This window comes from Massilia eurypsychrophila, assembly GCF_002760655.1.
Taxonomy (GTDB): Bacteria; Pseudomonadota; Gammaproteobacteria; order Burkholderiales; family Burkholderiaceae_D; genus JAFCUW01.
In genome coordinates, this window is the sequence record NZ_PDOC01000003.1 from 72094 (window position 1) to 96851 (window position 24758).

Below are 24758 nucleotides of genomic sequence, written 5' to 3' on the forward strand. Positions count from 1 at the left end.
TTCTCCGCATCTGTTCTGCGCTGCGCGCCCGGACGGGCGCGTGCCGGCCACGCCTGCCGCCAGATTCCCTGAACGCATCATCTGCCTGCACGGCGGCCGAATCGCCGCTTATCCTGCCTTCTTGCTATCATGGCGGTTTTGAGCGATTGAGCCGACGTCATGTTCGAATTCCTTTTCAAGCGCCCAGGCGAGAAGCCCGGCGAGACGCCTGCTGCGACGGCGCCGCAACCCGATCCTGCTGCCACGCCAGCCGGTTCGTCACGCGCGCTGCAAGCCGAAAAGGTGAAGCAGCTGGCCGGCGACGAGGCCGCCGCGGTCGAGTTCATCCTGCAATCCGAGTTTTCCGAATTGCGGCTGGCGGCGGCAGAGTTTGTCCACACGCCGGCGCAGCTCGAGCGTGTCCACACCGCCATCCGCAATACCGACCGGCGCGTGGCCAAGCTGATGCAGTCGCGGCTGGACGCCATCCGCCACCACCAGGCCGAACTGCAGCGTGGCCAGGCGTGCATCGACCAGGCCGCGCAACTGCTCAAAGACGAAAAGCTCACGCCCAATCACGTCGCCGAACTTGACCGGCGCTGGTCGGTCATCGCCGCGCCCGAGCTGGTGGGCGAATTCGACGCCATCCGCGCCGCGCTGGCGCAGCGCCTCGAAGCCCAGGTCGGGCTGCAGCGTGGCGTCATCGACAGTGTCGCCGCGCTGCGCAAGCTGGCCGCCAGCCCCTTGCCGGCAGCCGACGTCGCCGCCCAGCTCGAACAACTCGCCGCCGCCCACGCCGCCGCGCTGGCAGCGCCGGAGCACGCCTCGCTGCCGCGCAACCTGGTCAACGAATTCGCCGCCGAACATGCCCGCGTCAGCGCCAGCCTTGGCGCCATTGCGCAAGGCGAAGGCGCGCTCGCTGCGCGCGAGGCGCTGCTGGCCGAGTGGCAGGGTGCTACCACGCCGCTCAACGCCGATTCGTTGCGGCGCGAATGGAGCAAGCTGCCGGCGGCGCCGGCCGGCGACGCCGCGGCCGGCCTGCAGCAGCGCTACGACGCGCTGCTGGCAGCGATCCCGCCGGAGCAGCGCAAGCCGAAGGAAGCACGGCCGGCAGGGCAGCCGAAGTCGCCGCCCGCCGGCGCCGACCAGCAATTCCTCGACCACCTGAGTGCGATGGAAGCGGCGCTCGAACACGGCTCGCTCGGCACCGCCGCTGAACACGACAAGGCGCTCAAGGACAGCAAGGGCGTGCGCCTGACGCCGGCGCAGTCGGACCGCCTGGCGCATGCGCGCGGCGAACTCAAACGCCTGTCGGACTGGGCGCGCTGGGGCGGCAACGTCTCGCGCGAAGAGCTGATCAAGTCGGTCGAACAGCTGACCACCCAGTCGCTGGCGATGAGCGAGCTGGCCAAGAAGGTCGGCAGCATGCGCGAACGCTGGAAGGCGCTCGATACCTTGTCCGGCGCCGCGCCGAAAAGCCTGTGGGAGCGCTTCGACGCCGCCTGCAGCGCCGCCTATGCGCCGGCCGCCGCCCACTTCAAGCACCTGGCCGAAGAGCGCCACACCAACGCGGCCAAGGCGCAGGCGATCATCGCCGAAGCGACCGCCGAAGCGGCCAGGCTGGAAATTGCCGACAGCGTCGACTGGAAGCACATGGCAGTCACGGTGCAGCGCCTGCGCCTGGGTTGGAGCCACCTGGGCGCGATCGACCGCAAGGAGAAAAAGCACCTCGACCAGCAGTTCACCGATGCGCTCAACGTGCTGCAAGGCCCGCTCGAGCAGCAGCGCAAGTCGGAAGTGGCGCACCGCGAGGAACTTATCGAGCAGGTCGCCGCCCTCGATCCCGCCGACCGCCACGCGCTCGACGCATTGCGCGCGGCGCAGGAGCGCTGGCAGGAACTGGCGCGCGCGCTGCCGCTCGAACGCAAGGCCGAACAGGCCATGTGGCACCGCTTCCGCGCCGCCTGCGACGCCGTCTTCGCCAAGCGCAAAGAGAGCGCGCACGCCGCCGACGCCGAGCGCCGCTCGCACCAGGCGGCCAAGGACGCCATCTCCGCGCGCCTCGAGGCAGCCGCCGAGACCGGCCTCGATGTGGCAAGCGCGGCGCGCTTGCTGCGCCAAGCTGCCACCGAATGGCATGCGGCCGGACCGGTGCCGCGCGCGGCCGAGACCAAGGTCGACAAGCGCTATCACGCGGCGATCACCGCCGTCCAGCACCAGGCCGACAGCGCGCGCCGCGCCGCCGGCATCGCCCAGGCCAGCGCCTTGCGCGACAAGCTGCGCCTGTGCCAGCTGATCGAAACATCGCTCGCCAACGACAGCGCCGTTGAGCAGGACTGGGCCGCGCGCTGGGCCGCGCTGCCGCCGCTGCAGCCCGACTACGAACGCGCGCTCGGCTTCCGCTTCGAGGCCGCGCTTGCGGCGCTGACGGGCGACCGTGCCGCCTACGTCGCAAAGCTCGAGCAGAACCGCCCCAAGCTGCTGCACGAAGTGCTGCGCCTGGAGATTGCGGCAGGCATCGACAGCGGCAGCGAGTTCGCCCGCGAGCGCCTCAAACTGCAGGTCGAAGTGCTGCAGTCGTCGCTCAAGTCGGGCCAGAAGCCGATGACCCAGGCCGCCCAGTTCCTGCAGCTGTGCGAGATGCCGGCGCTGGCCGACGACCGCACCGTCTCGCGCATCGAGCAGTTGTTCGCCCGCGTCGGCAAGGAAGCGCGGTGAAACAGGTCAGGGTGCAGCAGGGCGACTTCGATCTGTCGACCGAGGTGGCGCGCCTGCGCGCGGACGATCCGCGGGTCGGCGCCGTGGTCAGTTTTGTCGGCGCCGTGCGCGACATGAACGACGGCGCCAGCGTGGCCGAGATGGAGCTCGAACACTATCCCGGCATGACGGAGCAGTCGCTTGTGCGCATCGTCGACCAGGCCTGCGCGCGCTGGCCGCTGTCCGGCGCGCTGGTCATCCACCGCGTCGGGCCGCTCTTGCCGATGGAGCAGATCGTGCTGGTCGCCTGCAGCGCGGCGCACCGCGGCGAAGCGTTTGCCGCCTGCGAATTCATCATCGACTATCTCAAGACCGACGCCCCGTTCTGGAAAAAAGAACAGACGCCGGACGGCGCGCGCTGGGTTGACGCGCGCGTCACCGACGATGCCGCGATGGCCAAGTGGGCCAGCCCTTGAGCTGGCTCGCGGTGGGGCTGGGCGCCGCGCTCGGCGCCTGGCTGCGCTGGGGACTGGCGCTGTGGCTCGGCGGCGTGCACGGCAAGCTCCATCTGGGCACGCTGCTGGCCAACCTGGGCGGTGGCTACCTGGTCGGCATCGCGCTTGGTTTTTTTGCCGCGTCCCCGCACGTGGCGCCGGAGTGGCGCCTGTTCGCCATCACCGGCATCCTCGGCGGGCTGACGACGTTTTCCACCTTCTCCGGAGAATCGGTGCTGATGCTGCAGCGCGGCGACTACGGCTGGGCGCTGGCCCACTCTGCGCTGCACCTGTTCGGCTCGATCGCCTTTTGCATCGCCGGCTTCGCCACGTGGCGCGCGTTGTCTTCTTGACTTGAAAAGCGGGTCGACACCCCAATCTGTTCGGTATCAAGGACAAAATTGGGGAGTTTTACCATGCGGCAAGATAAACTGACGACCAAACTGCAGGAAGCGCTGTCCGACGCGCAGAGCCTGGCGGTCGGCAATGACAACCAATATATCGAACCGGTACACCTGCTGGTGGCCCTGCTGGGACAGGACGACGGCAGCGCGCGCTCGCTGCTGCAGCGCGCCGGAGTCAACGTCGCCAGCTTGCAAACGTCGCTGCGCGGCGCGCTCGAACGCCTGCCGAAAGTGTCAGGCACCGGAGGCGAGACCCAGGTCGGCCGCGAGCTGATGAACGCGCTCAACCTCGCCGACAAGGATGCCCAGAAGCGCGGCGACCAATTCGTCTCGAGCGAGATGGTGCTGCTCGCGCTCAGCGACGACAAGTCCGACGCCGGCAAGCTGGCGCGCGAGGCGGGCCTGACGCGCAAGGCCCTCGAAGCGGCGGTCGATACGGTGCGCGGCGGCGAGTCGGTCAATTCGTCCGATGCCGAAGGCCAGCGCGAGGCGCTCAAGAAATACACGCTCGACGTGACCGAACGCGCGCGCCAGGGCAAGCTCGATCCGGTGATCGGGCGCGACGACGAAATCCGCCGCACCATGCAGATCCTGCAGCGGCGCACCAAGAACAACCCGGTGCTGATCGGCGAGCCGGGCGTGGGCAAGACGGCGATCGCCGAAGGCCTGGCGCAGCGCATCGTCAATGGCGAGGTGCCCGATTCGCTCAAGGGCAAGCGGCTGCTCTCGCTCGACATGGCGGCGCTGGTCGCCGGCGCCAAGTTCCGCGGCGAATTCGAGGAGCGCCTCAAGGCGGTGCTCAAAGAGCTGGCGCAGGACGAAGGCCAGACGATCGTCTTCATCGACGAAATTCACACCATCGTCGGCGCCGGCAAGGCCGAGGGCGCGATGGACGCCGGGAATATGCTCAAGCCTGCGCTGGCGCGCGGTGAACTGCATTGCATCGGCGCCACCACGCTCGACGAGTATCGCAAGTACATCGAGAAGGACGCCGCGCTGGAGCGTCGCTTCCAGAAGGTGCTGGTCGAGGAACCGAGCGTGGAGGCGACCATCGCCATCCTGCGCGGCCTGCAGGACAAGTACGAACTGCACCACAAGGTGGAGATCACCGACGCGGCCATCATCGCCGCGGCCGAACTGTCGCACCGCTATATCACCGACCGCTTCCTGCCCGACAAGGCGATCGACCTGATCGACGAGGCGGCGTCGAAGATCAAGATCGAAATCGACTCCAAGCCGGAGGTGATGGACAAACTCGAACGGCGCATCATCCAGCTCAAGATCGAGCGCGAGGCGGTCAAGAAGGAAAAGGATGAAGCGTCGCAGCGCCGGCTCGGCCTGATCGAAGAAGAGATCGCGCGCCTCGAACGCGAATACAACGACTACGAAGAGATCCTCAAGGCCGAGAAGTCGATGGTGCAGGGGACCACCCACATCAAGGAAGAGATCGAGCGCATCAAGCACCAGATGGAAGAGGCCAAGCGCAGCAGCGACTACGCGCGCATGTCCGAACTCCAGTACGGCAAGCTGCCCGATCTCGAGGCGCAGCTCAAGCATGCCGAGGCTGCGACCGTTACCGCCGACGCGGCGGCGGGCGGCAAGCCGAAGCTGTTGCGCACCCAGGTCGGGTCGGAAGAAATCGCCGAAGTGGTGTCGCGTTCGACCGGCATTCCGGTCTCGCGCATGTTGCAGGGCGAGCGCGAAAAGCTGCTGCACATCGAGGAAAAGCTGCATGAGCGGGTGGTCGGCCAGGACGAAGCGATCCAGGCGGTGTCGGATGCCATTCGCCGTTCGCGCGCCGGCCTGGCGGACCCGAACCGGCCGTATGGCTCGTTCATGTTCCTCGGCCCCACCGGCGTCGGCAAGACGGAACTGTGCAAGGCGCTCGCTTCCTTCCTGTTCGATACCGAGGAATCGATGATCCGCATCGACATGAGCGAATTCATGGAGAAGCATTCGGTGGCGCGGCTGATCGGCGCGCCGCCCGGTTACGTCGGCTACGACGAAGGCGGCTACCTGACCGAGGCGGTGCGGCGCCGGCCGTATTCCGTGATCCTGCTCGATGAAGTCGAGAAGGCGCACCAGGACGTCTTCAACGTGCTGCTGCAGGTGTTAGACGACGGCCGCATGACGGACGGGCAGGGGCGCACGGTCGACTTCAAGAACACGGTGATCGTCATGACGTCCAATCTTGGCTCGCACAAGATCCAGGCGATGGAGAGCGACGATCCGGGCGTGGTGAAGCTGGCCGTGATGGCCGAAGTGCGTAATCATTTCCGGCCCGAGTTCGTCAACCGGATCGACGAGATCGTGGTGTTCCATGCGCTCGACGAGAAGAACATCGGCGCGATCGCCAAGATCCAGCTCAAGCACCTGGAGACGCGTTTGGCGGCGATGGAGATGAAGCTCGAGATGTCGGACGAGGCGCTGCAGAAGATCGCGGAAGCCGGCTACGATCCGGTGTATGGTGCGCGGCCGCTCAAGCGCGCGATCCAGCAGCAGATCGAAAATCCGCTGTCGCGGCTGATCCTGGAAGGGCGCTACGGTCCGAAGGACACGATCCCGATCCGGGTCGACCACGGCCAGCTGGTGTTCGGCGATGGCGCCAAAGCGGTCGAGCTGGAGAAGGCGCCGGCGTGACGATGCGCGATCAATCGCACGCCTGACACGATACAGGGCGGGCGCTGGAGAATCCAGCGCCCGCCTCATCGACGCATCCCCAACGCGCACAAACATTCACGTCGCCATTCGCCCCGATGCGTACCTACGCAGCCAGCATAAACAGAGTCCGCCCAACTCGACCAAAGAATCTGGCTACAATATCTGCTTGACCACAGCAGGATGACCTCATGCAATCGGCTTCACTGCGACAGGACGCGCGCGTCATCGGGCTCGTTGGCCTGGCCCACGGCGTCTCCCACTTTTATCATTTGCTGCTGGCCGCAGTGTTCCCGTGGCTGAAGCCCGCCTTCGACCTGACCTACTCGCAGCTCGGCCTGTTGATGACGGTATTCTTCATCGTCTCCGGTGTTGGCCAGGCACTGGCCGGCTTCGTGGTCGACCGCGTCGGCGCCAGCCGCGTGCTGATGGGCGGGCTGGCGCTGCTCGGCGTCGCCGCGCTGCTGTTGGCCGGCGCCCAGGACTACCCGATGCTGCTGTGCGGCTCGCTCATCGCCGGCATGGGCAACGCGGTGTTCCATCCGGCCGACTACACTATCCTCAACCAGCGCGTGTCGAAAGCGCGCCTGGCGCACGGCTTCTCGGTGCATGGCGTCAGCGGTAGCCTCGGCTGGGCGGCGGCGCCCGTGTTCCTCGGCGGCGTGGCCGCCATGTCCGACTGGCGCACCGCAGTGCTGGCCGCCGCCGCCATCCCGTCCACCATGCTGCTGTTGGTGTTCCTCAACCGCGCCGCCTTGCGCGCCGACCCGCCCGCGCGCGTCAAACCCGGCCAGAAGGAGGAGAGCGCGTTCGCTTTCCTGCGCCTGCCAACCGTGTGGATGTGCTTCAGCTTCTTCTTCCTGTCGTCGATCGCGCTGGCCGGCATCCAGAGTTTTGCTTCCTCCAGCCTGGTGGCGATGTACCACGTGTCGCTGGCCTCGGCCACCACTGCCTACACGGCCTTCATGCTGGCCTCGGCCGGCGGCATGCTGGCCGGCGGTTTCATCGCCGCGCGTGCGCTCAACCACGACCGCATCATCACCATCGCCTTCGCCTTCGCCGCCGCGCTGGCCGTGCTGCTGGCGATGGCGCTCACGCCCGGCTGGATGGTGGTGCCGCTGATGGCGGCCATTGGCTTCGCCTCCGGCGTGGCCGGGCCGTCGCGCGACTTGCTGATCCGCTCCGCCGCGCCGAGCAACGCCACCGGGCGCGTGTTCGGCGTCGTCTACTCGGGCCTCGACACCGGCCTGGCGGTCGGACCGCTGATGTTCGGCGCCATGATGGACGCGGACCGGCCGTCGTGGGTCTTCCTTTGTGTCGGACTCTTTTATGCGCTGTCGATCGCCACCGCGGTTAGCGTTGGCGTCAGCAAGCGCCCGCAAGGGCTTCAAAAAGCCTAGAATCGTCATCAACCATTCTCACTGGACCACTGCCATGGACTTCGCCACCACCGATCTTTGCGACGCACACACCGACCTGCTTGACGACGGCCGGCTGGCCGCGCTGCCGCCGGGGTTTCGCCTGTTCGGGCAGCGCGTCAAGTTCGCCGGGCCGGCGGCCACGCTGGAAGTCTTCGAAGACAATGCGCTGGTGCGCAGCGCGCTCGAGGGCCCCGGCGGCGGGCGCGTGCTGGTGGTCGACGGCGGCGCCAGCATGCGGCGCGCGCTGGTCGGCGGCCAGCTGGCGCTGCTGGCGCAAGACAACGGCTGGAGCGGCATCGTCGTCAACGGCTGCGTGCGCGATTCGGACGAGATCAATAGCTGCGAGATCGGCGTGCGCGCGCTCGCCACCCACCCGCAACGAGCAGCCAGGGCCGGCGTCGGCGCGGTCGATGTCGCCATCCTGATCGGCGGCGTCAAGATTCGTCCAGGTGACTGGATCTACGCCGATGCCGACGGCATCCTGGTGGCGCAACAACAGCTCGCCTGATCACTTCGGCTCGGCTAACCTCCGGTATTTAGTTGCCCGTCGTCAAGTCTGACGAGCGGGCCAACTATTACCATGGGCCTTGCCCGTACGCCTGGGTCACCATCCTTTTTCATGTGGCGGTCGCGTCTTTCCGCATCGTGAAACTACCGGCGGAAGACGGCGGCCCAACTCTCCCATTTTGAGAAATTTTGTATCGCATCGCGAAATGGACACGCCAAGGCTATGAATATGCAGGATATTTTCTAGCTTATATGTCTTATATAAGAGTATGTTTCGTGGCCAGATCAGGTCTACCATGTCTATAACGGATTTCGCGTATTAACTCAGCATCGCATCGAGAAGAACATCATGGCAACGCGTGAACAGCAAGTAGCAGCCCTGCAAAAAGAGTGGGACACCAACCCGCGCTGGAAGGGCGTCACCCGCAAATACACCGCGGATGACGTCGTGCGCCTGCGCGGTTCGCTGCAGGTAGAGCATACGATCGCCGCGCGCGGCGCCGGCAAGATGTGGGAGCTGCTGCATTCGGAACCGTTCGTCGCCACGCTGGGCGCCATGACCGGCAACCAGGCGATGCAGCAAGTCAAGGCCGGGCTGAAGGCGATCTACCTGTCGGGCTGGCAAGTGGCGGGCGACGCCAACGTGGCCGGCGAGATGTATCCCGACCAGTCGCTGTACCCGGCCAATTCGGTGCCGATGGTCGTCAGGCGCATCAACAACACGTTCCAGCGCGCCGACCAGATTCAGTGGTCCGAGGGCAAGGACGACATCGATTACTTCGCGCCCATCATCGCCGATGCGGAGGCCGGCTTCGGCGGCGTGCTGAACGCGTACGAACTGATGAAGTCGATGATCGACGCGGGCGCTGCCGGCGTCCACTTCGAGGATCAGCTGGCGTCGGTCAAGAAATGCGGCCACATGGGCGGCAAGGTGCTCGTGCCGACCCGCGAATTCATCGAAAAACTGACCGCGGCGCGCCTGGCGGCCGACGTGTCGGGCACGCCGACCCTGGTGATTGCCCGCACCGACGCCGAGGCGGCCGACCTGCTGACCTCCGACATCGACCCGAACGACCAGCCGTTCTGCACCGGCGAGCGCACCGTCGAGGGCTTTTTCAAGGTCCGCAACGGCCTCGACCAGTCGATCGCCCGCGCCCTGGCGTATGCGCCGTACGCCGACCTGGTCTGGTGCGAGACCGGCAAGCCCGACCTGGCGTTTGCCAAGAAGTTCGCCGATGCGGTCCATGCCAAATTCCCCGGCAAGCTGCTCGCCTACAATTGCTCGCCATCGTTCAACTGGAAGAAGAACCTGGACGACGCCACCATTGCCAAGTTCCAGGCTGAACTCGGCGCGATGGGCTACAAGTTCCAGTTCATCACGCTGGCCGGTTTCCACGCGCTCAATTACGGCATGTTCAACCTGGCGCACGGATATGCGCGCCGCAACATGACGGCCTTCGTCGAACTGCAGGAGGCCGAATTTGCCGCCGCCGACAAGGGTTTCACGGCGGTCAAGCACCAGCGTGAAGTCGGCACCGGCTACTTCGACGCGGTAACGCAGACGATCCAGCAGAACGAGAGCTCGACGACCGCGCTGCACGGCTCGACCGAAGACGAACAATTTTTCGATGAAAAGAAAGTCGCTTAGGTCGCCAACATGTCGCCGGCACCTGTAGCCATCACTTCCGGGGTCTGACCGGGACGCGCAGTCCTTGAGTCAGACCCCTTTTACCTCCTCGCAAACTGCCGAAATTCTCCACAAAGGCCATTGTGGTGGATAATGGCGACATATTCCGCCGCATGTTTCGTCTGCCGCGCGCCGTTTCATCTAAATTTTTTGGAATTCCCATGCTTAGCTACCGCCACGCCTTTCACGCGGGTAATCACGCCGATGTCCTGAAGCATTTCGTGCAGATCCAGTTGCATGAGTACATGAATCAGAAGGACACCGCCTACACCTACATCGACACCCACTCGGGCGCCGGCGTGTATGCGCTGGACGGCGGTTACGCCGCCAAGAACGCCGAGTACGAGACCGGCATCGGACCGCTGTGGGAGCGGTCCGACATGCCCAAGCAACTGGCCGATTACGTCAGCCTGGTCAAGGGGCTCAATCCAAGCGGCAAGATGCGCTACTACCCCGGGTCGCCATATTGCGCCGACAAGGCGATGCGCGAGCAGGACCGCCTGCGCCTGTTCGAGCTGCATCCGGCGGACGCCAAGATCCTTGCCGACAATTTTCGCAAGGTGGCCGAGCACGCGGCCGCCCAGGGCGAACGCCCGACCGCGCGCGGCAAGCGCGTGCTGGTCGAGCGCGGCGATGGCTTCCACGCGCTCAAAACGCTGCTGCCGCCGCCGTCGCGCCGTGCGCTGGTGCTGATCGACCCGCCGTACGAAGACAAGCAGGATTACCGCAAGGTGCGCGAGGCGCTGGAAGATGCGCTCGGTCGCTTCCCGACCGGCATCTTCGCGATCTGGTATCCGGTGCTGCAGCGCATGGAATCGCGCCAGTTCGCCGACAAGCTCAAGCGCCTGGCTGCCAAGGAATGGCTGAACGTGACGCTGACCGTGTCGACCCCCGGCCCGGACGGTTTCGGCTTGCACAGCAGCGGCATGTTCATTCTCAATCCGCCGTACACGCTGGAGCCGACGCTGCGCCAGGTGATGCCGTACCTGGTGCAAGTGCTGGGCAAGGATGCCGGCGCCACCTTCGTCATTGAATCGGGCACCCAGTTGACCGGCTCGTCGACCTCGCGAGTCGGTGCCAACGGCAGCGCCCGCGTCCCGGTCGGCAATGCACGCCGCGCCAGTCCGACGTCCGGCACCGGCTCGTTGCGCTTGCCTGGCCAGGCGCCGGCCGGCACGCCCGGCGCCGCCGGCGCCATCGGTCCGCGCGCACCGGCCAGCACGTCGTCGCCACGGCGCACCAGCGGCCGTCCGACCGGCCCGAGCAAGCCAGGATCGCGCCGTCCGTGATGGTGTGCAGGTTTCGATGTCGAAATGTAAATTAAATTTGATTTTGTAGTATAGTCAAGGAGAGGGCGCCCCGGCCGCTTAACTGGCTGGGCGATTGTGCGCCCATTTGTTCCTTTGGGGGTACCTGTGCCTATCGATGCAACGGCCCAGTTGTCTTTGCCGTTCGACCAATTCTTCCTCGCGCGTCAGCCCATCCTGGGGCGTGACCAGCGTCTGGTCGCCTTCGAACTGCTGTTCCGCACAGCAGGCTCGACCGAAGCGAACGTCACCGATGACGCCGCCGCCACCGCGGCAGTGATTTCCCACGCGTCGCAACTGGGCATGGAGCACGTGGTCGGCGCGCAACTGGCGTTCGTCAACGTCAGCGCCGAATCACTGATGGGCGACTATGTTCGCTTCCTGCCGGCCGAGAAGGTCATCCTGGAAATCCTCGAAACCGTCAGGGCGACGCCGGAGCTGGTGGCCCGCGTGGCCGAGCTGAAGGCGCTCGGTTTCAAGTTCGCGCTCGACGATGTCGTCGCTGAATCGGACGATGTGCGCGCCTTGTTCAAGCTGGTCGACATCATCAAGATTGACGTCAAAGGTGTCGATCCGGCGCGGCTGCCGGCGCTGGCCGACGCGCTGCGGCGCGACAACAAGAAGCTGCTCGCCGAAAAGGTGGAGACGCAGGAGGAATTCAGCGCCTGCCTGGAACTGGGCTTCGAGTATTTCCAGGGCTTTTATTTTGCCCGCCCGGTCATCCTCAGCGGCAAGAAGATCGCCCCGTCGGAATTGGCGATCCTGCACCTGCTCGAGCTGGTCGACTCGGACGCGGATGATCACACCATCGAGCTGGCGGTCAAGCGCGATGCCCTGATCAGCCTGAACTTGCTGCGTCTGGTCAACACGCCGGCCGCCGGTGTGCGCGGCAAGATCGACACGCTCGGCCAGGCCATCGAAGTGCTCGGCCGCCAGCAGTTGCAGCGCTGGCTGCAGATCTTGCTGTATGCAACGCCCGGCGCCAAGGTCGAGATGAATCTGCCGCTGCTGCAGATGGCGACCTTGCGCGGCAAGATGCTCGAACTGATGACGCTGAGGATCCATCCTGGCCAGCACGCGGCGGCCGATATGGCGTTCACGGTTGGCATCATGTCGCTGACCGAGGCGCTGTTTTCGATGTCGATGCGCGACATCCTCGCCACCGTCGACGTCGCCGACGAAGTCAGTTCGGCGCTACTCGACCGGGAAGGCGAGTATGGCGACATGCTCAACGTCGTCGAAATCCTGGAAAAGGCCAAGTCGGGCAAGGCGCTGACGGCGGCCCTGCGCCTGCTCGACCTGACCATCAAGGACATGCGCGAGATCGAGATGGCCGCGTTCGAGTGGGTCAACGAGCTGGCGCAAGAAGTGCACTAGCTTCTATTCTTGCGCGCCCGCGGTCTGGCCGCATGGGCTCAGACCTGTCACCTTGGCTAGGCCAGCAGCAAAAACACCGTCGGCTTCTTGTGAAAATCGGGCATCTTGCCGCTCGCCAGCAGTCCTTTCCACTTTGCCCCGCTGAGCGTGCGGATCGACTCGGTCGGCAAGCTCAGGTCGGTTGCGACGCAGATCAGCGTCGCCGGCGCGCAGGTGCCCACCAGCGCCTCGAGCATCGCGCCGTTGCGGTAGGGCGTCTCGATCAGCAACTGGGTCTGTTTCTCGCGGCTGGACCGTTGCTCGAGTTCCTTGATGCGCTTGGCGCGCAGTGCCGCATCGGTGGGCAGATAGCCGTTGAAAGCGAAACTCTGTCCGTTCAGTCCGCTGGCCATCACTGCCAGCAGCAGCGACGACGGCCCGACCAGCGGCTTGACGGTGATGCCGTGCTGATGCGCGAGACGCACCAGGTCCGCGCCCGGGTCGGCCACTGCCGGCACGCCTGCCTCCGACACCAGGCCGGCATCGCGTCCGGCCAACAGCGGCGCCAGCAGGCCGGCGAGGGCGGCCGGTGGCGTATTCACGTTCAACTCCGCGATCTCGATTTCCTGCAGCGGTTTCGCCAGCGGATGGTCGATCGCGATCAGTTTTAAAAAGCCGCGCGCGGTCTTGGCGTTTTCGGCGACGAAGTAATCGAGCCGCGCCGTCAGCGCCTGGACGTTGGTCGGAATGATATGGTTCAGCGCGCCGGGCGCCGGCTCGGTGGTGCCGAGCGTGTTAGGAATCAGGTAGAGAGTGCCAAGCATGTTGTTCTATAAAGTAACGTTAAAAAATTGGGGTCAGACCCGTTTCTTAAGCGGGCATTGGCGCCTATCGCCGTCATTTAAACGGGTCTGACCCCAATTTATGTTTGGGGCGAAATCACCGACATAGCAGGTGATCTGACGGGAAAAAAATCGGGGTCAGACCCGTTTGTTGAACGGCGCCGCTGTCGTTTAGCCATCGATTAAACGGGTCTGACCCCAATTGTTTTTGGCTGGCTAAAGGCCGAAAAAGCGGACGCCGGCCTTGCGCAGCATTGCGGTGAGGGCGATCATCGGCAAGCCCGTCAGCGCGGTCGGGTCGCTGCTGTCGATGCGCTCGAGGATGGTGATGCCGAGCCCTTCGTTCTTGGCGCTGCCGGCGCAATCGTAAGGCTGGTCGATGCGCAGGTAGGCATCGAGCTCGGCATCGGGCAGGTCGCGGAACGTGACCACCGTCTGGATGTTTTCGAGCTGCGCCGGCCCGGTCAGCGCGCTGGCGCGGCCGTCCCACACGCACAGCGCAGTGTGGAAGACGACTTTGCGGCCGCGCATTTTCTGCAGCTGGGCAAGCGCACGCGCGTGGTCGCCCGGTTTGCCGATCTGCTCGCCGTCGAGCGTGGCGACCTGGTCCGAACCGATGACGATGCTGCCAGGCGCCCGCTGCGCCACCGCCGCCGCTTTCTCGCGCGCCAGCCGCAGCGCCGTCGCTTCCGGCGCTTCGCCAGGCAACGCTGTTTCGATGATGTCTGGCACCATCACGTCGAACGGCAGGCGCAGGCGCTCGAGCAATTCGCGCCGATACGGCGAACTGGATGCAAGAATCAGGCGGGAAGGGGCAGAACTTGGTATCATGATGGACTCGATGGGGGCGGTTTATGGCTTTCGTGGTGCAAACAACAGGTCTGCAACACGTGTCGCCCGCTGGTGCAAAAAAATGCGCCAAGTCTTTGACTGCATGGCGTTAAGCCTGTTATTATCGCAGGTTTTCTCGGGGTAGTTTCTCAAATGAGCGCTTTTGTCATCGACGCTTTTGAATTTAGTCGAACCAACAGCCACCGCGACGGCGTCACGCCTGTCGCCGAGATGAGCCGGTTAAGTAAGGATTGTGCCGACCAGTCTGGCGAGATCGCCTGGACGGTCGAAGGCGGCGTCACCAGCCACGGCTATCCGTCGATCACCTTGGCGGTGTCCGGCACGGTGCAACTGGTGTGCCAGCGTTGCCTCGCCCCGTTTGCTTACGAGATGGATTCTTCCACCATGCTCGTGCTCGGCAAAGATGACGAGGAAGCCGACCAGATTGAGGAAATCGTCGACGACGAGAGTATCGACGTGATCGTCGGCAGCCGCACCACCGACCTGCGCGATCTGATCGAAGACGAGGCGCTGCTGGCCCTGCCGCAGGTGCCGAAGCACGAGGTGTGCCCCGACAGCAAGCTGATCGACGCGCTGAAGACCGACAAGCCGTCGCCGTTCTCGGTCTTGAAAGACCTGAAACCAGAATAAGCAGTACCGAATAAGCAGTACGTAGAGAACGTGTCAAACGCGTGTAGTAATCGAGTATGGCAGTGTTAGTAGGAAATGCAGCAAAAGCGTTAAACATGTCGGTGAGAATCATTTGCCGCTGGGATACTCGATTCGCATGTATTTGCTAATCGAATGTGTTAGAATTTTAGAACTTATGTATTAGGAGTTATCATGGCAGTTCAGCAAAATAAGAAGTCCCCTTCGAAGCGCGGCATGCACCGTTCGCACGATTTCCTGGTTGCTCCGCAGCTCGGTATCGAGCCTACGACTGGTGAAACGCACCTGCGTCACCATATCAGCCCGAACGGCTTCTACCGTGGCCGTAAAGTTCTCAAGACCAAGAACGACGAGTAATCGACGTTTTAGTTTCGAGTAAGATGAGGGCGGTGCGACGCATTTTTTCTGCGTGGCGCCGCTTTTTCTTTGCCCTCGGCTGCAATCAACACTTGCACACCGTCATTTTGATTTACGCTGACTCTGCCTGGCGCTCGCCCACAGATCGCATCCTGCCGCCTGCCATGTTCGAGCCGCGGTACGCACCTTACAAATGACAATTACACTTTCGATAGACTGCATGGGGGGCGATCATGGCAGCGCCATCACCATTCCCGCAGCCATTTCCTTCCTCGCGCACGAGCCGGAAGCCGCTCTGATTCTGGTCGGCCTCGAAGCCGAACTGCGCGCCGAATTGAAGCGCCTGAAGGCCTACAGCCACCCCCGCATCACCGTGCAGCACGCCGCCGAAGTGGTGGCGATGGACGATCCGCTCGAAGTGGCGCTGCGCCGCAAGAAGGATTCGTCGATGCGGGTGGCGGTCGAGATGGTCAAAGATGGCAAGGCCCAGGCCTGCGTATCCGCCGGCAATACGGCCGCCCTGATGGCGATCTCGCGCTACGTGCTCAAGACCATGCAGGGCGTCGACCGTCCGGCCATCTGCGGCATCATGCCGAACCAGAAGAACGGCCCGACCTACATGCTCGACCTGGGCGCCAACGTCGACTGCGAACCGCATCACCTGCACCAGTTCGCGGTGATGGGCTCGGTCCTGTTCTCGGCGATGGAACGCACCGCGCGCCCGACCATCGGCCTGCTCAACGTCGGTACCGAAGACATCAAGGGCAATGAGGTCGTGAAAGCGACCGGCAAGCTGCTGCAGGAAGACCATGCACGCGGCAAGCTCAACTTCTACGGCAACGTCGAAGGCAACGATATCTTCAAGGGCACGACCGACGTCATCGTCTGCGACGGCTTCGTCGGCAACGTCACGCTGAAAGCGGCAGAAGGCCTCGGCCGCTTCATGAAGGACGTCATGAACACCGAGTTCCGGCGCAACCCGCTGACGATGATCGGCGCGCTGATCGCCGGCGGCGCCCTCAAGCAGATCCGCAATCGCTTCAATCCGTCGCGCTACAACGGTGCCAGCCTGCTCGGCTTGCGTGGCCTGGTGTTCAAGAGCCACGGCAGTGCCGATGCCTACTCGTTCGAGTGGGCACTCAAGCGCGCCTTCGATGCTGCAAAATACAACGTGCAGGAACAGCTATCGGCAATGATTGCCGAGCTGATACCATGCACACCTGACCGCAGCGCGGTGATCGAACCGGCAGTGCCAGGCTCAACAATTTAAGCAGGACGGCTAGCAATGACTCTGTATAGCAAAATTATCGGTACCGGCAGCTACCTGCCGCGGCAACGGGTGACCAACGCCGACCTGACCGCGCAATTGGCGGCCAAGGGCGTCGAAACATCCGACGAATGGATTTTTTCCCGCAGCGGCATCTCGGCGCGCCACTTCGCCGCGCCGGACCAGTTGTCGTCCGACCTGGCAGTGGCGGCGGCAAAACAGGCGCTGGCGATGGCCGACAAGCAGCCGCACGACATCGATCTCGTCATCGTCGCCAGTTCGACGCCGGATTTCTACGGAAGTTTCCCAAGCACGGCGTGCATCGTCCAGCGCAAGCTCGGCATGACCAACCACAGCGCCGCCTTCGACGTCCAGGCTGTCTGTAGCGGCTTCGTCTACGCGGTCTCGGTAGCGGACGCATTCATCAAGGCCGGCGCCCACAAGAACGTGCTGGTGATTGGCGCCGAAGTGTTTTCGCGCATCCTCAATTTCGACGACCGCACCACCTGCGTGCTGTTCGGCGACGGCGCCGGCGCCATCGTGCTGACCGCCTCCGAAGAGCCGGGCATCCTGGCGACCAAGCTGCACGCCGACGGCAGCTACGCCGACATCCTCAGCGTGCCGGGCAACCTGGCCAACGGCGCCATCGCCGGCAGCGGCTTCCTGTACATGGACGGCCCGGCAGTATTCAAGCTGGCCGTTTCGGTGCTCGAGCAGGTCGCCCACGAAGCGCTCGAACACGCCGGCATGACGGCCGAGCAGCTCGACTGGCTGGTGCCGCACCAGGCCAACATCCGCATCATGAAAAGCACCGCCAAAAAGCTGAACTTGCCGATCGAAAAAATGGTCGTCACCGTCGACCAGCACGGCAACACGTCGGCCGCATCGATCCCGCTCGCGCTCGACGCAGCGGTGCGCGATGGCCGCATCAAGCCGGGCCATAATGTTATGATGGAAGGGGTCGGCGGCGGCTTCACGTGGGGCGCGGTTCTGGCGCGGATGTAAGTACGCTTGTTAGAAACCTTATATTTGGAGCACGACGATTCGATGAGTAAATTCGCATTCCTGTTTCCCGGCCAAGGCTCGCAAGCTGTCGGCATGCTCGCCGGGTTCGCCGGCAACGCCGCCGTCGCCGAGACCGTCGCCGAAGCGTCCGACGCGCTCAGTTTCGACATCGGCCGCCTGATCGCCGACGGTCCCAAGGAAGAACTCGATCTGACCACCAACACCCAGCCGGTGATGCTGACCGCGGCGGTGGCGGTGTACCGCGCCTGGCTCGCCGCCGGCGGACCGGCCCCAAGCATGGTGGCCGGCCACAGCCTCGGCGAATACTCGGCCCTGGTCGCTGCCGGCGTGATCAAATTCAAGGATGCGGTGCCGCTGGTGCGTTTCCGCGCCGAAGCGATGCAGGCGGCGGTGCCGGTCGGGCAGGGCGGCATGGCCGTCATCCTCGGCCTTGGCGCCACCGACGTGCGCGCAGTGTGCGTGGAAGCGGCCGCCGCCGCGCCAGGCTCGGTGGTCGAGCCGGTCAACTTCAACGAGCCGACCCAGATCGTCATCGCCGGCCACACGGCCGCCGTCGAGCGCGCCTGCGAACTGGCCAAGGCCAAGGGCGCCAAGCGCGCCATGAAGCTGGCGGTCTCGGCGCCGTTCCACTCGTCGCTGCTACAGCCGGCGTCGGACCGCCTGAACGCCTACATGGCTGGCATCGAGTTCGCCACGCCGTCCATCGCGCTGGTCAACAACGTCGACGTCGCCATTCAGAACAATCCGCAAGCCATCAAGGATGCATTGGTGCGCCAGGCCGCCAGTCCGGTGCGCTGGGTCGAGACGATGGAATACATGGCGGCGCAAGATATTGCCAGCGTGATCGAATGCGCCCCGAGCAAGGTGCTGATCGGCATGGCTAAGCGCATCGATGCGCGCCTGGTCGGCGAAGCGCTGGTGGACCAGGCCGCGCTCGACCGGGTGCTGGCCACGCTGGCCTGATGGCCAAAGCGGCGCCCGCCGTACGCGGGCGCCGCAGCTACTAACTAATAAGGATAACCATGAATCTGGAAAATCAAGTCGCGCTGGTCACCGGCGCATCGCGCGGCATTGGCAAGGCGATCGCCCTCGAACTGGCGCGCCAGGGCGCCAAGGTGGTCGGCACCGCCACCACCGACAGCGGTGCGGCCGCCATTTCGGATTACCTGAAGGAATTCGGCGGCAAGGGCGTGATGCTGAACGTGACCGATGCGCCCGCCTGCGCGGCCACGGTGGCCGATGTCCAGGCCAGCTACGGCAGCCTGTCGATCCTGGTCAACAATGCCGGCATTACGCAGGACCAGTTGGCCATGCGCATGAAGGATGAAGAGTGGGACAACGTCATCTCGACCAACCTGAACGCGGTGGGCCGGCTGGCGCGCGCTGTTCTGCGTGGCATGATGAAAGCCAAACATGGGCGTATTATTAACATCACGTCGGTGGTAGCATCGTCGGGCAATCCGGGGCAGATGAATTACGCCGCGGCGAAAGCCGGCGTGGAAGGCATGAGCCGCGCACTGGCGCGCGAAATCGGCAGCCGCAACATCACGGTCAACTGCGTCGCGCCCGGTTTCATCGATACCGACATGACCAAAGGGCTCGGTGCCGACCAGCACGCAGCCTTGCTGACCCAGATTCCGCTGGCCCGCCTCGGCGCGCCGGCAGACATTGCTCACGCGGTCGCTTTCCTGGCCGGGCCGCAGGCAGCCTACATCACGGGCACCACCTTGCACGTGAATGGCGGCATGTACATGAATTGATGCAGGTTTGTCTGAAGTCGGGCAGAATTGGCGCAGGGCGCCAGGTGTGCGATTCCCGTAAAATCTCATCTTTTAGCAGGGCTTTCGGTCGAGTTAGTGTCAGACACCGAAATTAGTTTCACAACGCGCAAACCTGATAAAATGCGCGCACTTTCCGTTACACACACATTGGAGCCTATAACATGTCGGATATCGAACAACGCGTTAAAAAAATCGTCGCTGAGCAACTCGGTGTTGCAGAAGTAGACATCAAAATCGAGTCCTCGTTCGTTGACGACCTCGGCGCAGATTCCCTCGACACGGTCGAACTGGTGATGGCACTGGAAGACGAATTCGAAATGGAAATCCCGGACGAGCAGGCTGAAAAGATCACGACCGTGAAGCAGGCAATCGACTACGCTACCGCGCACGTCAAGGCCTAAGCTTCATTTAGCATTCCAGGAGAAATCGCTTGAGCCGTTCACGAAACCGTCGTGTGGTCGTTACCGGCCTGGGCTGCGTCTCCCCTATCGGCAACACGATTGCCGAAAGTTGGAGCGCGGCGCTGGCCGGCAAGTCCGGCATTGCCAATATCACCAAGTTCGACGCAGAGCCGTTTTCGACCCGCTTCGCGGGCGAAGTCAAAGGCTTCAATATCGAGGATTACATCTCCGGTAAAGAAGCGCGCCACATGGATACGTTCATCCATTTCGGCATGGCAGCAGGGATCCAGGCGTTGCAGGATTCCGGCCTCGTCGTGACCGAAGAAAATGCCGACCGTATTGGCGTCATCGTCGGTTCCGGCATCGGCGGCCTGCCGATGATCGAAGAGACCAAGGAAGACTACGACAAGCGCGGCCCGCGCCGCATTTCGCCGTTTTTTGTGCCCGCGTCGATCATCAACATGATCTCCGGCGACCTGTCCATCAAGTACGGCCTGCGCGGCCCGAACCTGGCCATTGTCACCGCCTGCACCACCGGTTTGCATTGCATCGGCGCGGCCGGCCGCCTGATCGAATACGGCGACGCCGACGTCATGATTGCCGGCGGCGCCGAGTCGACCATCTCGCCGCTGGGCCTGGGCGGTTTCGCCTCGGCCAAGGCGCTGTCGTCGCGCAACGATGATCCTGCCACCGCATCGCGTCCATGGGACCGCGACCGCGACGGCTTCGTCCTCGGCGAAGGCGCCGGCGTCATGGTGCTCGAAGAGTACGAGCATGCCAAGGCGCGTGGCGCGACCATCTACGCCGAGCTGATCGGCTTCGGCATGAGCGCCGACGCCTATCACATGACGTCGCCGGTCGAAGACGGCGCCGGCGCCAGCCGTTGCATGGTGTCCGCGCTGAACAACGCCGGCATCAACTTCGACCAGGTGCATTACGTCAACGCGCACGGCACCTCGACGCCGCAGGGCGACCTGGCCGAAGTGCAGGGCTTGAAAAAGACCTTTGGCGACCACGCCAAGAAGCTGGTGGTCAACTCGACCAAGTCGATGACCGGCCACCTGCTTGGCGGCGCCGGCGGCATCGAGGCCGTGTTTACCGTGCTGGCGATGCACCACCAGGTGTCACCACCGACGATCAACATTTTCAACCAGGATCCGTCGTGCGATCTGGACTTCTGCGCCAACATCGCGCGGGACATGAAGATCGAGTATGCGGTGAAGAACTCGTTCGGCTTCGGCGGTACCAACGGCTCGCTGGTGTTTGCCAAGGCGCCGTAAGCGCACACCACGGCGGCCGTAAAAAGACGGCCGTTAGCGTGAACCTCAAACGCCCATCCTTGTCGAAAGGATGGGCGTTTGACTTTTCAGCCTTCAGCTTTGCGTGGCCGGCGCTCCGTCGCCGCCCGTTCAACTTCCTTCCTCATGTCGATTGCGGTGTCTGCCGTCATTGTTTCGTCGCGCGTGCTGCGCTGGGCGATGCTGTGCTATGGCCTTGCCAGCGTCGGCGCCGGCATCGCGCTCGCGCTTGCTGGGTCGCGCCTGGCCGGCCTGCAGTGGGCCGCGGCGCTGGCCTGCATGCTCGCCGGCGCAGCTGTGCTGTGCTCGCCAGCACCCGGCCGAAATGTGCGCCGGATTGATATTTCTGGAGTCGGCCAGCTACGGCTGACGGTACAACAAGGGGTGGGCCAGACGGGCGCCCGTGCCAATGGCATGCGACTTTTGCCCGGCTCGACCGTCTGGCCGGGCCTGTTGCTGCTGAGACTGCGCGGCGACGACGGCAGGTATTGCGCACTGGTGCTGTTGCCCGACAGCGTGGCGGCGGGCCAGTTTCGCCGGTTGGCGGTGGCGATTCGCGATGTTGCAGCACGAAAAGAATAAATAATCGGAAACCAACAAAAAACTTTGAACTTATTGCAGCGGGCCAACTCTTATACACAAGGAGTCTACGCCGCTGCAACTCACGGGACATGGTGCAGTGACGACAGAACGAGAGTGTGATCAGTTGCTGGTGGAGCGCGTGCAAGGCGGCGACCGGCAGGCGTTCGACCTGCTGGTAGCGAAGTATCAGCGCAGGCTGATGCGTCTTGTATCGCGCCTGGTGCACGACCCTGCAGAGGCGGAGGATGTTGTTCAGGAAACGTTCATCAAGGCGTATCGGGCCCTGCGGCATTTCCGCGGTGATTCGGCATTTTATACATGGTTGTACAGGATAGGAATAAACACGGCAAAGAATTTTCTCGTGACACAGGGCCGGCGGGCGCCGACGTCAACCGAGGCCGATGCCGAGCGCGCCGAGGCGTTTGACGACGCCGACAGCCTGCGGGACATCAACACCCCGGAGTCGATGTTGGCTAGCAAGCAAATTGCCTATACCGTCAATGCCGCGATGGAAGCATTGCCGCTCGAACTGCGCACCGCCATCGTGCTGCGCGAGATCGAAGGATTGAGCTACGAAGAGATATCGGAAGTGATGGCGTGTCCGATTGGCACGGTGCGCAGTCGGATTTTCCGGGCCCGCGAAGTCATTGCCGAGAAATTGAGGCCTTTACTCGATTTCCCGGTTGACAAGCGGCGTTAGCTGTAGCGATGATGGCAACAGGTCGTGATAATTTGATCACACGGACGGTGATGGAAACCCTGATGGACACACAGAAGAAAATTCGCGAGCATATTTCGGCCTTGAGCGACGGCGAACTGGCAGCGACCGACCTGGAGCTGGCGTTTGCCGCCTTGCGTGCGGCCGACGGCGAGCAGGCCTGGAGCAGCTACCACCGCATCGGCGACGTGCTGCGCGCACAAGCGTCGCCCGAGCTGTCCGACGACTTCAATGTGCGCCTGTCGGCCAAGCTCGCGCTCGAGCCTGCGCTCCCGGTGCGGCGCGCGCCGGCGGCGGCGCAGTCCGAACCGGAGAAGGCGAGCGCCAAGAAGGTGGCGACGACGTCGTGACGGCGCCTGTCCGTGCTCTTGGCGCCGGCATGGCGGCGCGGAGCGGGCCGCGCTGTCGCTGCCGTGGATATGCCCGCCACGCGCCGCGGCGGTAGCAAGACAAGGCGCCCATTTTCGCTTACCATTGCGTCAATAGCCGACTTGACCACAACTCCGATCCCATGCGCAAACAACTTACTGCCTTCCGCCTCGTCCTGCCTGTCCTGATGCTGGCCGGCGCCACCCTGCTGCCTGCCGGCGCCGTCCTCGCCGCCGCGCCGGTCGGCGTGCCGATCGTCACGGGCCTGCCTGACTTCACCGACCTGATCGACAAAGCCGGCCCGGCGGTGGTCAACATCCGCACCACCGAGAAGGTCAAGCTGGGGCAGGGCGCGCCTGGCGACGAGGAAATGCAGGAATTCCTGCGCCGCTTCTTCGGCCAGCCGACGCCGCGTTCGCCATCGCCGCGTGGGCGCCGCGGCGGGCAGCCGCAGGAAGAAGAAGTGCAGCGCGGGGTCGGTTCCGGCTTCATCATCTCCAACGATGGCTACGTGCTGACCAACGCCCACGTCGTCGAAGGCGCCGACGAAGTGCTCGTCACGCTGACCGACCGGCGCGAATTCAAGGCCAAGGTACTGGGCGCCGACAAGCGCTCCGACGTCGCCGTGCTCAAGGTCGAGGCATCGAACCTGCCGTTCCTGCGCACCGGCGACTCGAGCAAGATCCGCGTCGGCGAATGGGTCATCGCGATCGGCTCGCCGTTCAACCTCGAAAACTCGGTTTCGGCCGGCATCATTTCGGCCAAGGCGCGCGACACCGGCGACTACCTGCCGCTGATCCAGACTGACGTCGCCGTCAATCCCGGCAACTCCGGCGGCCCCTTGATCAACATGCGCGGCGAAGTGGTCGGCATCAATTCGCAGATCGCTACCTTGTCCGGCGGCTATAACGGCATTTCGTTCGCCGTGCCGATCGACGAGGCAATCCGTGTTGCCGACCAGCTGCGCAAGACCGGCAAGGTCTCGCGCGGCCGGCTTGGCGTGCAGATCGGCGAAGTGAGCAAGGACGTGGCCGAGTCGCTTGGGCTGGGCAAGGCGCGCGGCGCCGAAGTGTCGCTGGTCGAGCCGGGCGGTCCTGCCGACAAGGCCGGCATCAGGGTCGGCGACATCATCCTGAAGTTTAACGGCAACGCCATCGAGCGCAGCGCCGACCTGCCGCGCCAGGTGGGCGGCACGCCGATCGGCAGCCGCGCCACCGTCACCGTGTGGCGCAAGGGCGTGCAGCAGGATCTGCCCGTCACGATAGCCGCGCTGGAAGAAGAGAAGGCCGCGCCGAAGCCAACGCCGAAAAAGCCGAAAGCCGATGCGGCGCCGAACGCGCTGGGCTTGCACGTGTCCGACCTGACCGAGGCGCAGCGCAAGGAACTGAAGACCGACGCGGTGCTGGTCGACGCCAGTGAAGGCGCGGCGGCGCGTGGCGGCGTGCTGCCGGGCGACCTGGTGCTGCAGATCAATAACACCGACGTCAAGGATTCAAAGCAATTTAACGCCATCGTCGCCAAGCTCGATCCGAGAAAATCGGTGGCGCTGCTGGTGCGCCGCAGCAGCCCGCAGGGCGCCGCGACGACGTTCTACCTCGTCATCCGGCCGCGCCAGTGACGCCGGCGCCGGCCCGCTTCACGCTGTACTCGCGCAGTTACTGCCACCTGTGCGACGACATGCTGACGGCCTTGAACGCGCTGCAGAGCACGGCGCAGCCGTTCACGGTCGACGTCATCGACGTCGACGCCGATCCGGCGCTGGTGGCGCGTTTCGACGAGCTGGTGCCGGTGCTGTACGGCGACCTGGCGGCGCCGGAGCTTTGCCACTACTTCCTCGACGCCGCCGCGGTGCGCGCCTATTTGGCAAGCGACCATCTTTCGCCAGGATGACGTTAATTGCTTCATCGTCACTGTCGTGCGTCGCGATTTCTGTTGTATTTATGAAAATCTTCACCGACATTTTGGCGAGCTTTACCGCGCCAGCCAGCGGCGCGCCCGCATAACACGGGCTTTCTACCCTGAAATCCGGTAAAATGCGACGGTCGGAAAAGCTTCTGTCCTAGCAAACAGCTTCTCTCGCTTGATAAGGCGCTCGTCTGGGGATTGC

24 protein-coding genes are annotated in these 24758 nt (G+C 64.1%); 22 read left to right on the forward strand and 2 right to left on the reverse strand.

Features of this window, described 5'->3' with window-relative positions; all coding sequences use genetic code 11:
• Positions 1-159: 159 nt before the first annotated feature.
• The 9 genes from CR105_RS05955 to CR105_RS05995 all read left to right on the forward strand — a co-directional run bounded on the left by CR105_RS05955 (position 160) and on the right by CR105_RS05995 (position 12531).
• Positions 160-2697, forward strand: coding sequence for a DUF349 domain-containing protein (locus tag CR105_RS05955; protein ID WP_099787538.1), 2538 nt, complete (start codon positions 160-162; stop codon positions 2695-2697).
• Positions 2694-3152, forward strand: a complete 459-nt coding sequence (locus CR105_RS05960; RefSeq protein WP_099787539.1) for a molybdenum cofactor biosynthesis protein MoaE — start codon at positions 2694-2696, stop codon at positions 3150-3152. The genes CR105_RS05955 and CR105_RS05960 overlap by 4 nt, the downstream gene beginning before the upstream one ends.
• Positions 3149-3523: a fluoride efflux transporter CrcB gene (gene crcB / locus CR105_RS05965; protein ID WP_099787903.1), complete on the forward strand. Its 375-nt coding sequence runs from the start codon at positions 3149-3151 to the stop codon at positions 3521-3523. Before CR105_RS05960 ends, crcB begins: the two co-directional genes overlap by 4 nt.
• Positions 3524-3586: 63 nt before the next feature.
• Positions 3587-6214, forward strand: coding sequence for an ATP-dependent chaperone ClpB (gene clpB, locus CR105_RS05970; RefSeq protein ID WP_099787540.1), 2628 nt, complete (start codon positions 3587-3589; stop codon positions 6212-6214).
• A 209-nt stretch (positions 6215-6423) separates the two neighbouring features.
• On the forward strand, positions 6424-7632 hold the full coding sequence (locus CR105_RS05975; protein ID WP_099787541.1) for an MFS transporter: 1209 nt from the start codon (positions 6424-6426) through the stop codon (positions 7630-7632).
• A gap of 34 nt (positions 7633-7666) precedes the next feature.
• Complete coding sequence (rraA, locus tag CR105_RS05980; protein WP_099787542.1) at positions 7667-8161, forward strand: ribonuclease E activity regulator RraA; 495 nt, start codon at positions 7667-7669, stop codon at positions 8159-8161.
• A 348-nt stretch (positions 8162-8509) separates the two neighbouring features.
• Complete coding sequence (aceA, locus tag CR105_RS05985) at positions 8510-9808, forward strand: isocitrate lyase (RefSeq protein WP_099787543.1); 1299 nt, start codon at positions 8510-8512, stop codon at positions 9806-9808.
• A gap of 200 nt (positions 9809-10008) precedes the next feature.
• Positions 10009-11136 (forward strand): 23S rRNA (adenine(2030)-N(6))-methyltransferase RlmJ, encoded by a 1128-nt coding sequence (locus CR105_RS05990; protein ID WP_099787544.1) that lies wholly within the window; start codon positions 10009-10011, stop codon positions 11134-11136.
• Positions 11137-11262: 126 nt separating this feature from the next.
• Positions 11263-12531: an EAL and HDOD domain-containing protein gene (locus CR105_RS05995; RefSeq protein WP_099787545.1), complete on the forward strand. Its 1269-nt coding sequence runs from the start codon at positions 11263-11265 to the stop codon at positions 12529-12531.
• Positions 12532-12587: 56 nt separating this feature from the next.
• On the opposite strand, the gene CR105_RS06000 is transcribed toward CR105_RS05995, so the two are convergent.
• Entirely contained in the window at positions 12588-13334 is a 747-nt protein-coding gene (locus CR105_RS06000) for an SAM-dependent methyltransferase (RefSeq protein WP_099787546.1), read from the reverse strand.
• A gap of 234 nt (positions 13335-13568) precedes the next feature.
• Positions 13569-14183: a Maf family nucleotide pyrophosphatase gene (locus CR105_RS06005; RefSeq protein WP_099787547.1), complete on the reverse strand. Its 615-nt coding sequence runs from the start codon at positions 14181-14183 to the stop codon at positions 13569-13571.
• Between the two features lie 153 nt (positions 14184-14336).
• On the opposite strand from CR105_RS06005, the gene CR105_RS06010 reads away from it, so the two are divergent.
• From CR105_RS06010 to CR105_RS06070, 13 genes are all read left to right on the forward strand, one after another.
• Positions 14337-14834 carry a YceD family protein gene (locus tag CR105_RS06010; RefSeq protein ID WP_099787548.1) on the forward strand — a complete coding sequence of 166 codons (498 nt, stop codon included), beginning with the start codon at positions 14337-14339 and terminating at the stop codon, positions 14832-14834.
• 192 nt (positions 14835-15026) lie between these two features.
• Positions 15027-15209, forward strand: a complete 183-nt coding sequence (rpmF, locus tag CR105_RS06015; protein WP_008449924.1) for a 50S ribosomal protein L32 — start codon at positions 15027-15029, stop codon at positions 15207-15209.
• Between the two features lie 193 nt (positions 15210-15402).
• Positions 15403-16479 carry a phosphate acyltransferase PlsX gene (gene plsX, locus CR105_RS06020; protein WP_099787549.1) on the forward strand — a complete coding sequence of 359 codons (1077 nt, stop codon included), beginning with the start codon at positions 15403-15405 and terminating at the stop codon, positions 16477-16479.
• A gap of 15 nt (positions 16480-16494) precedes the next feature.
• The gene (locus CR105_RS06025) at positions 16495-17481 is read left to right on the forward strand and encodes a beta-ketoacyl-ACP synthase III (protein ID WP_099787550.1); all 987 of its coding nucleotides are present in this window, start codon (positions 16495-16497) and stop codon (positions 17479-17481) included.
• Positions 17482-17523: 42 nt separating this feature from the next.
• On the forward strand, positions 17524-18465 hold the full coding sequence (fabD, locus tag CR105_RS06030) for an ACP S-malonyltransferase (protein ID WP_099787551.1): 942 nt from the start codon (positions 17524-17526) through the stop codon (positions 18463-18465).
• A 59-nt stretch (positions 18466-18524) separates the two neighbouring features.
• Positions 18525-19262 (forward strand): 3-oxoacyl-ACP reductase FabG, encoded by a 738-nt coding sequence (fabG, locus tag CR105_RS06035; protein ID WP_099787552.1) that lies wholly within the window; start codon positions 18525-18527, stop codon positions 19260-19262.
• 182 nt (positions 19263-19444) lie between these two features.
• A complete protein-coding gene (gene acpP / locus CR105_RS06040) occupies positions 19445-19684 on the forward strand; it encodes an acyl carrier protein (RefSeq protein WP_018059410.1) in 240 nt (79 codons plus the stop codon).
• 29 nt (positions 19685-19713) lie between these two features.
• A complete protein-coding gene (gene fabF, locus CR105_RS06045; protein ID WP_099787553.1) occupies positions 19714-20964 on the forward strand; it encodes a beta-ketoacyl-ACP synthase II in 1251 nt (416 codons plus the stop codon).
• 78 nt (positions 20965-21042) lie between these two features.
• A complete protein-coding gene (locus CR105_RS06050; RefSeq protein WP_131021640.1) occupies positions 21043-21564 on the forward strand; it encodes a protein YgfX in 522 nt (173 codons plus the stop codon).
• Positions 21565-21661: 97 nt separating this feature from the next.
• A complete protein-coding gene (rpoE, locus tag CR105_RS06055) occupies positions 21662-22264 on the forward strand; it encodes an RNA polymerase sigma factor RpoE (RefSeq protein WP_099787555.1) in 603 nt (200 codons plus the stop codon).
• 62 nt (positions 22265-22326) lie between these two features.
• On the forward strand, positions 22327-22632 hold the full coding sequence (locus tag CR105_RS06060; RefSeq protein ID WP_099787904.1) for an RseA family anti-sigma factor: 306 nt from the start codon (positions 22327-22329) through the stop codon (positions 22630-22632).
• A gap of 161 nt (positions 22633-22793) precedes the next feature.
• Positions 22794-24269, forward strand: a complete 1476-nt coding sequence (locus CR105_RS06065; RefSeq protein ID WP_229413669.1) for a DegQ family serine endoprotease — start codon at positions 22794-22796, stop codon at positions 24267-24269.
• Positions 24266-24541, forward strand: a complete 276-nt coding sequence (locus CR105_RS06070) for a glutaredoxin family protein (RefSeq protein ID WP_267873885.1) — start codon at positions 24266-24268, stop codon at positions 24539-24541. The genes CR105_RS06065 and CR105_RS06070 overlap by 4 nt, the downstream gene beginning before the upstream one ends.
• Positions 24542-24758: the final 217 nt, after the last annotated feature.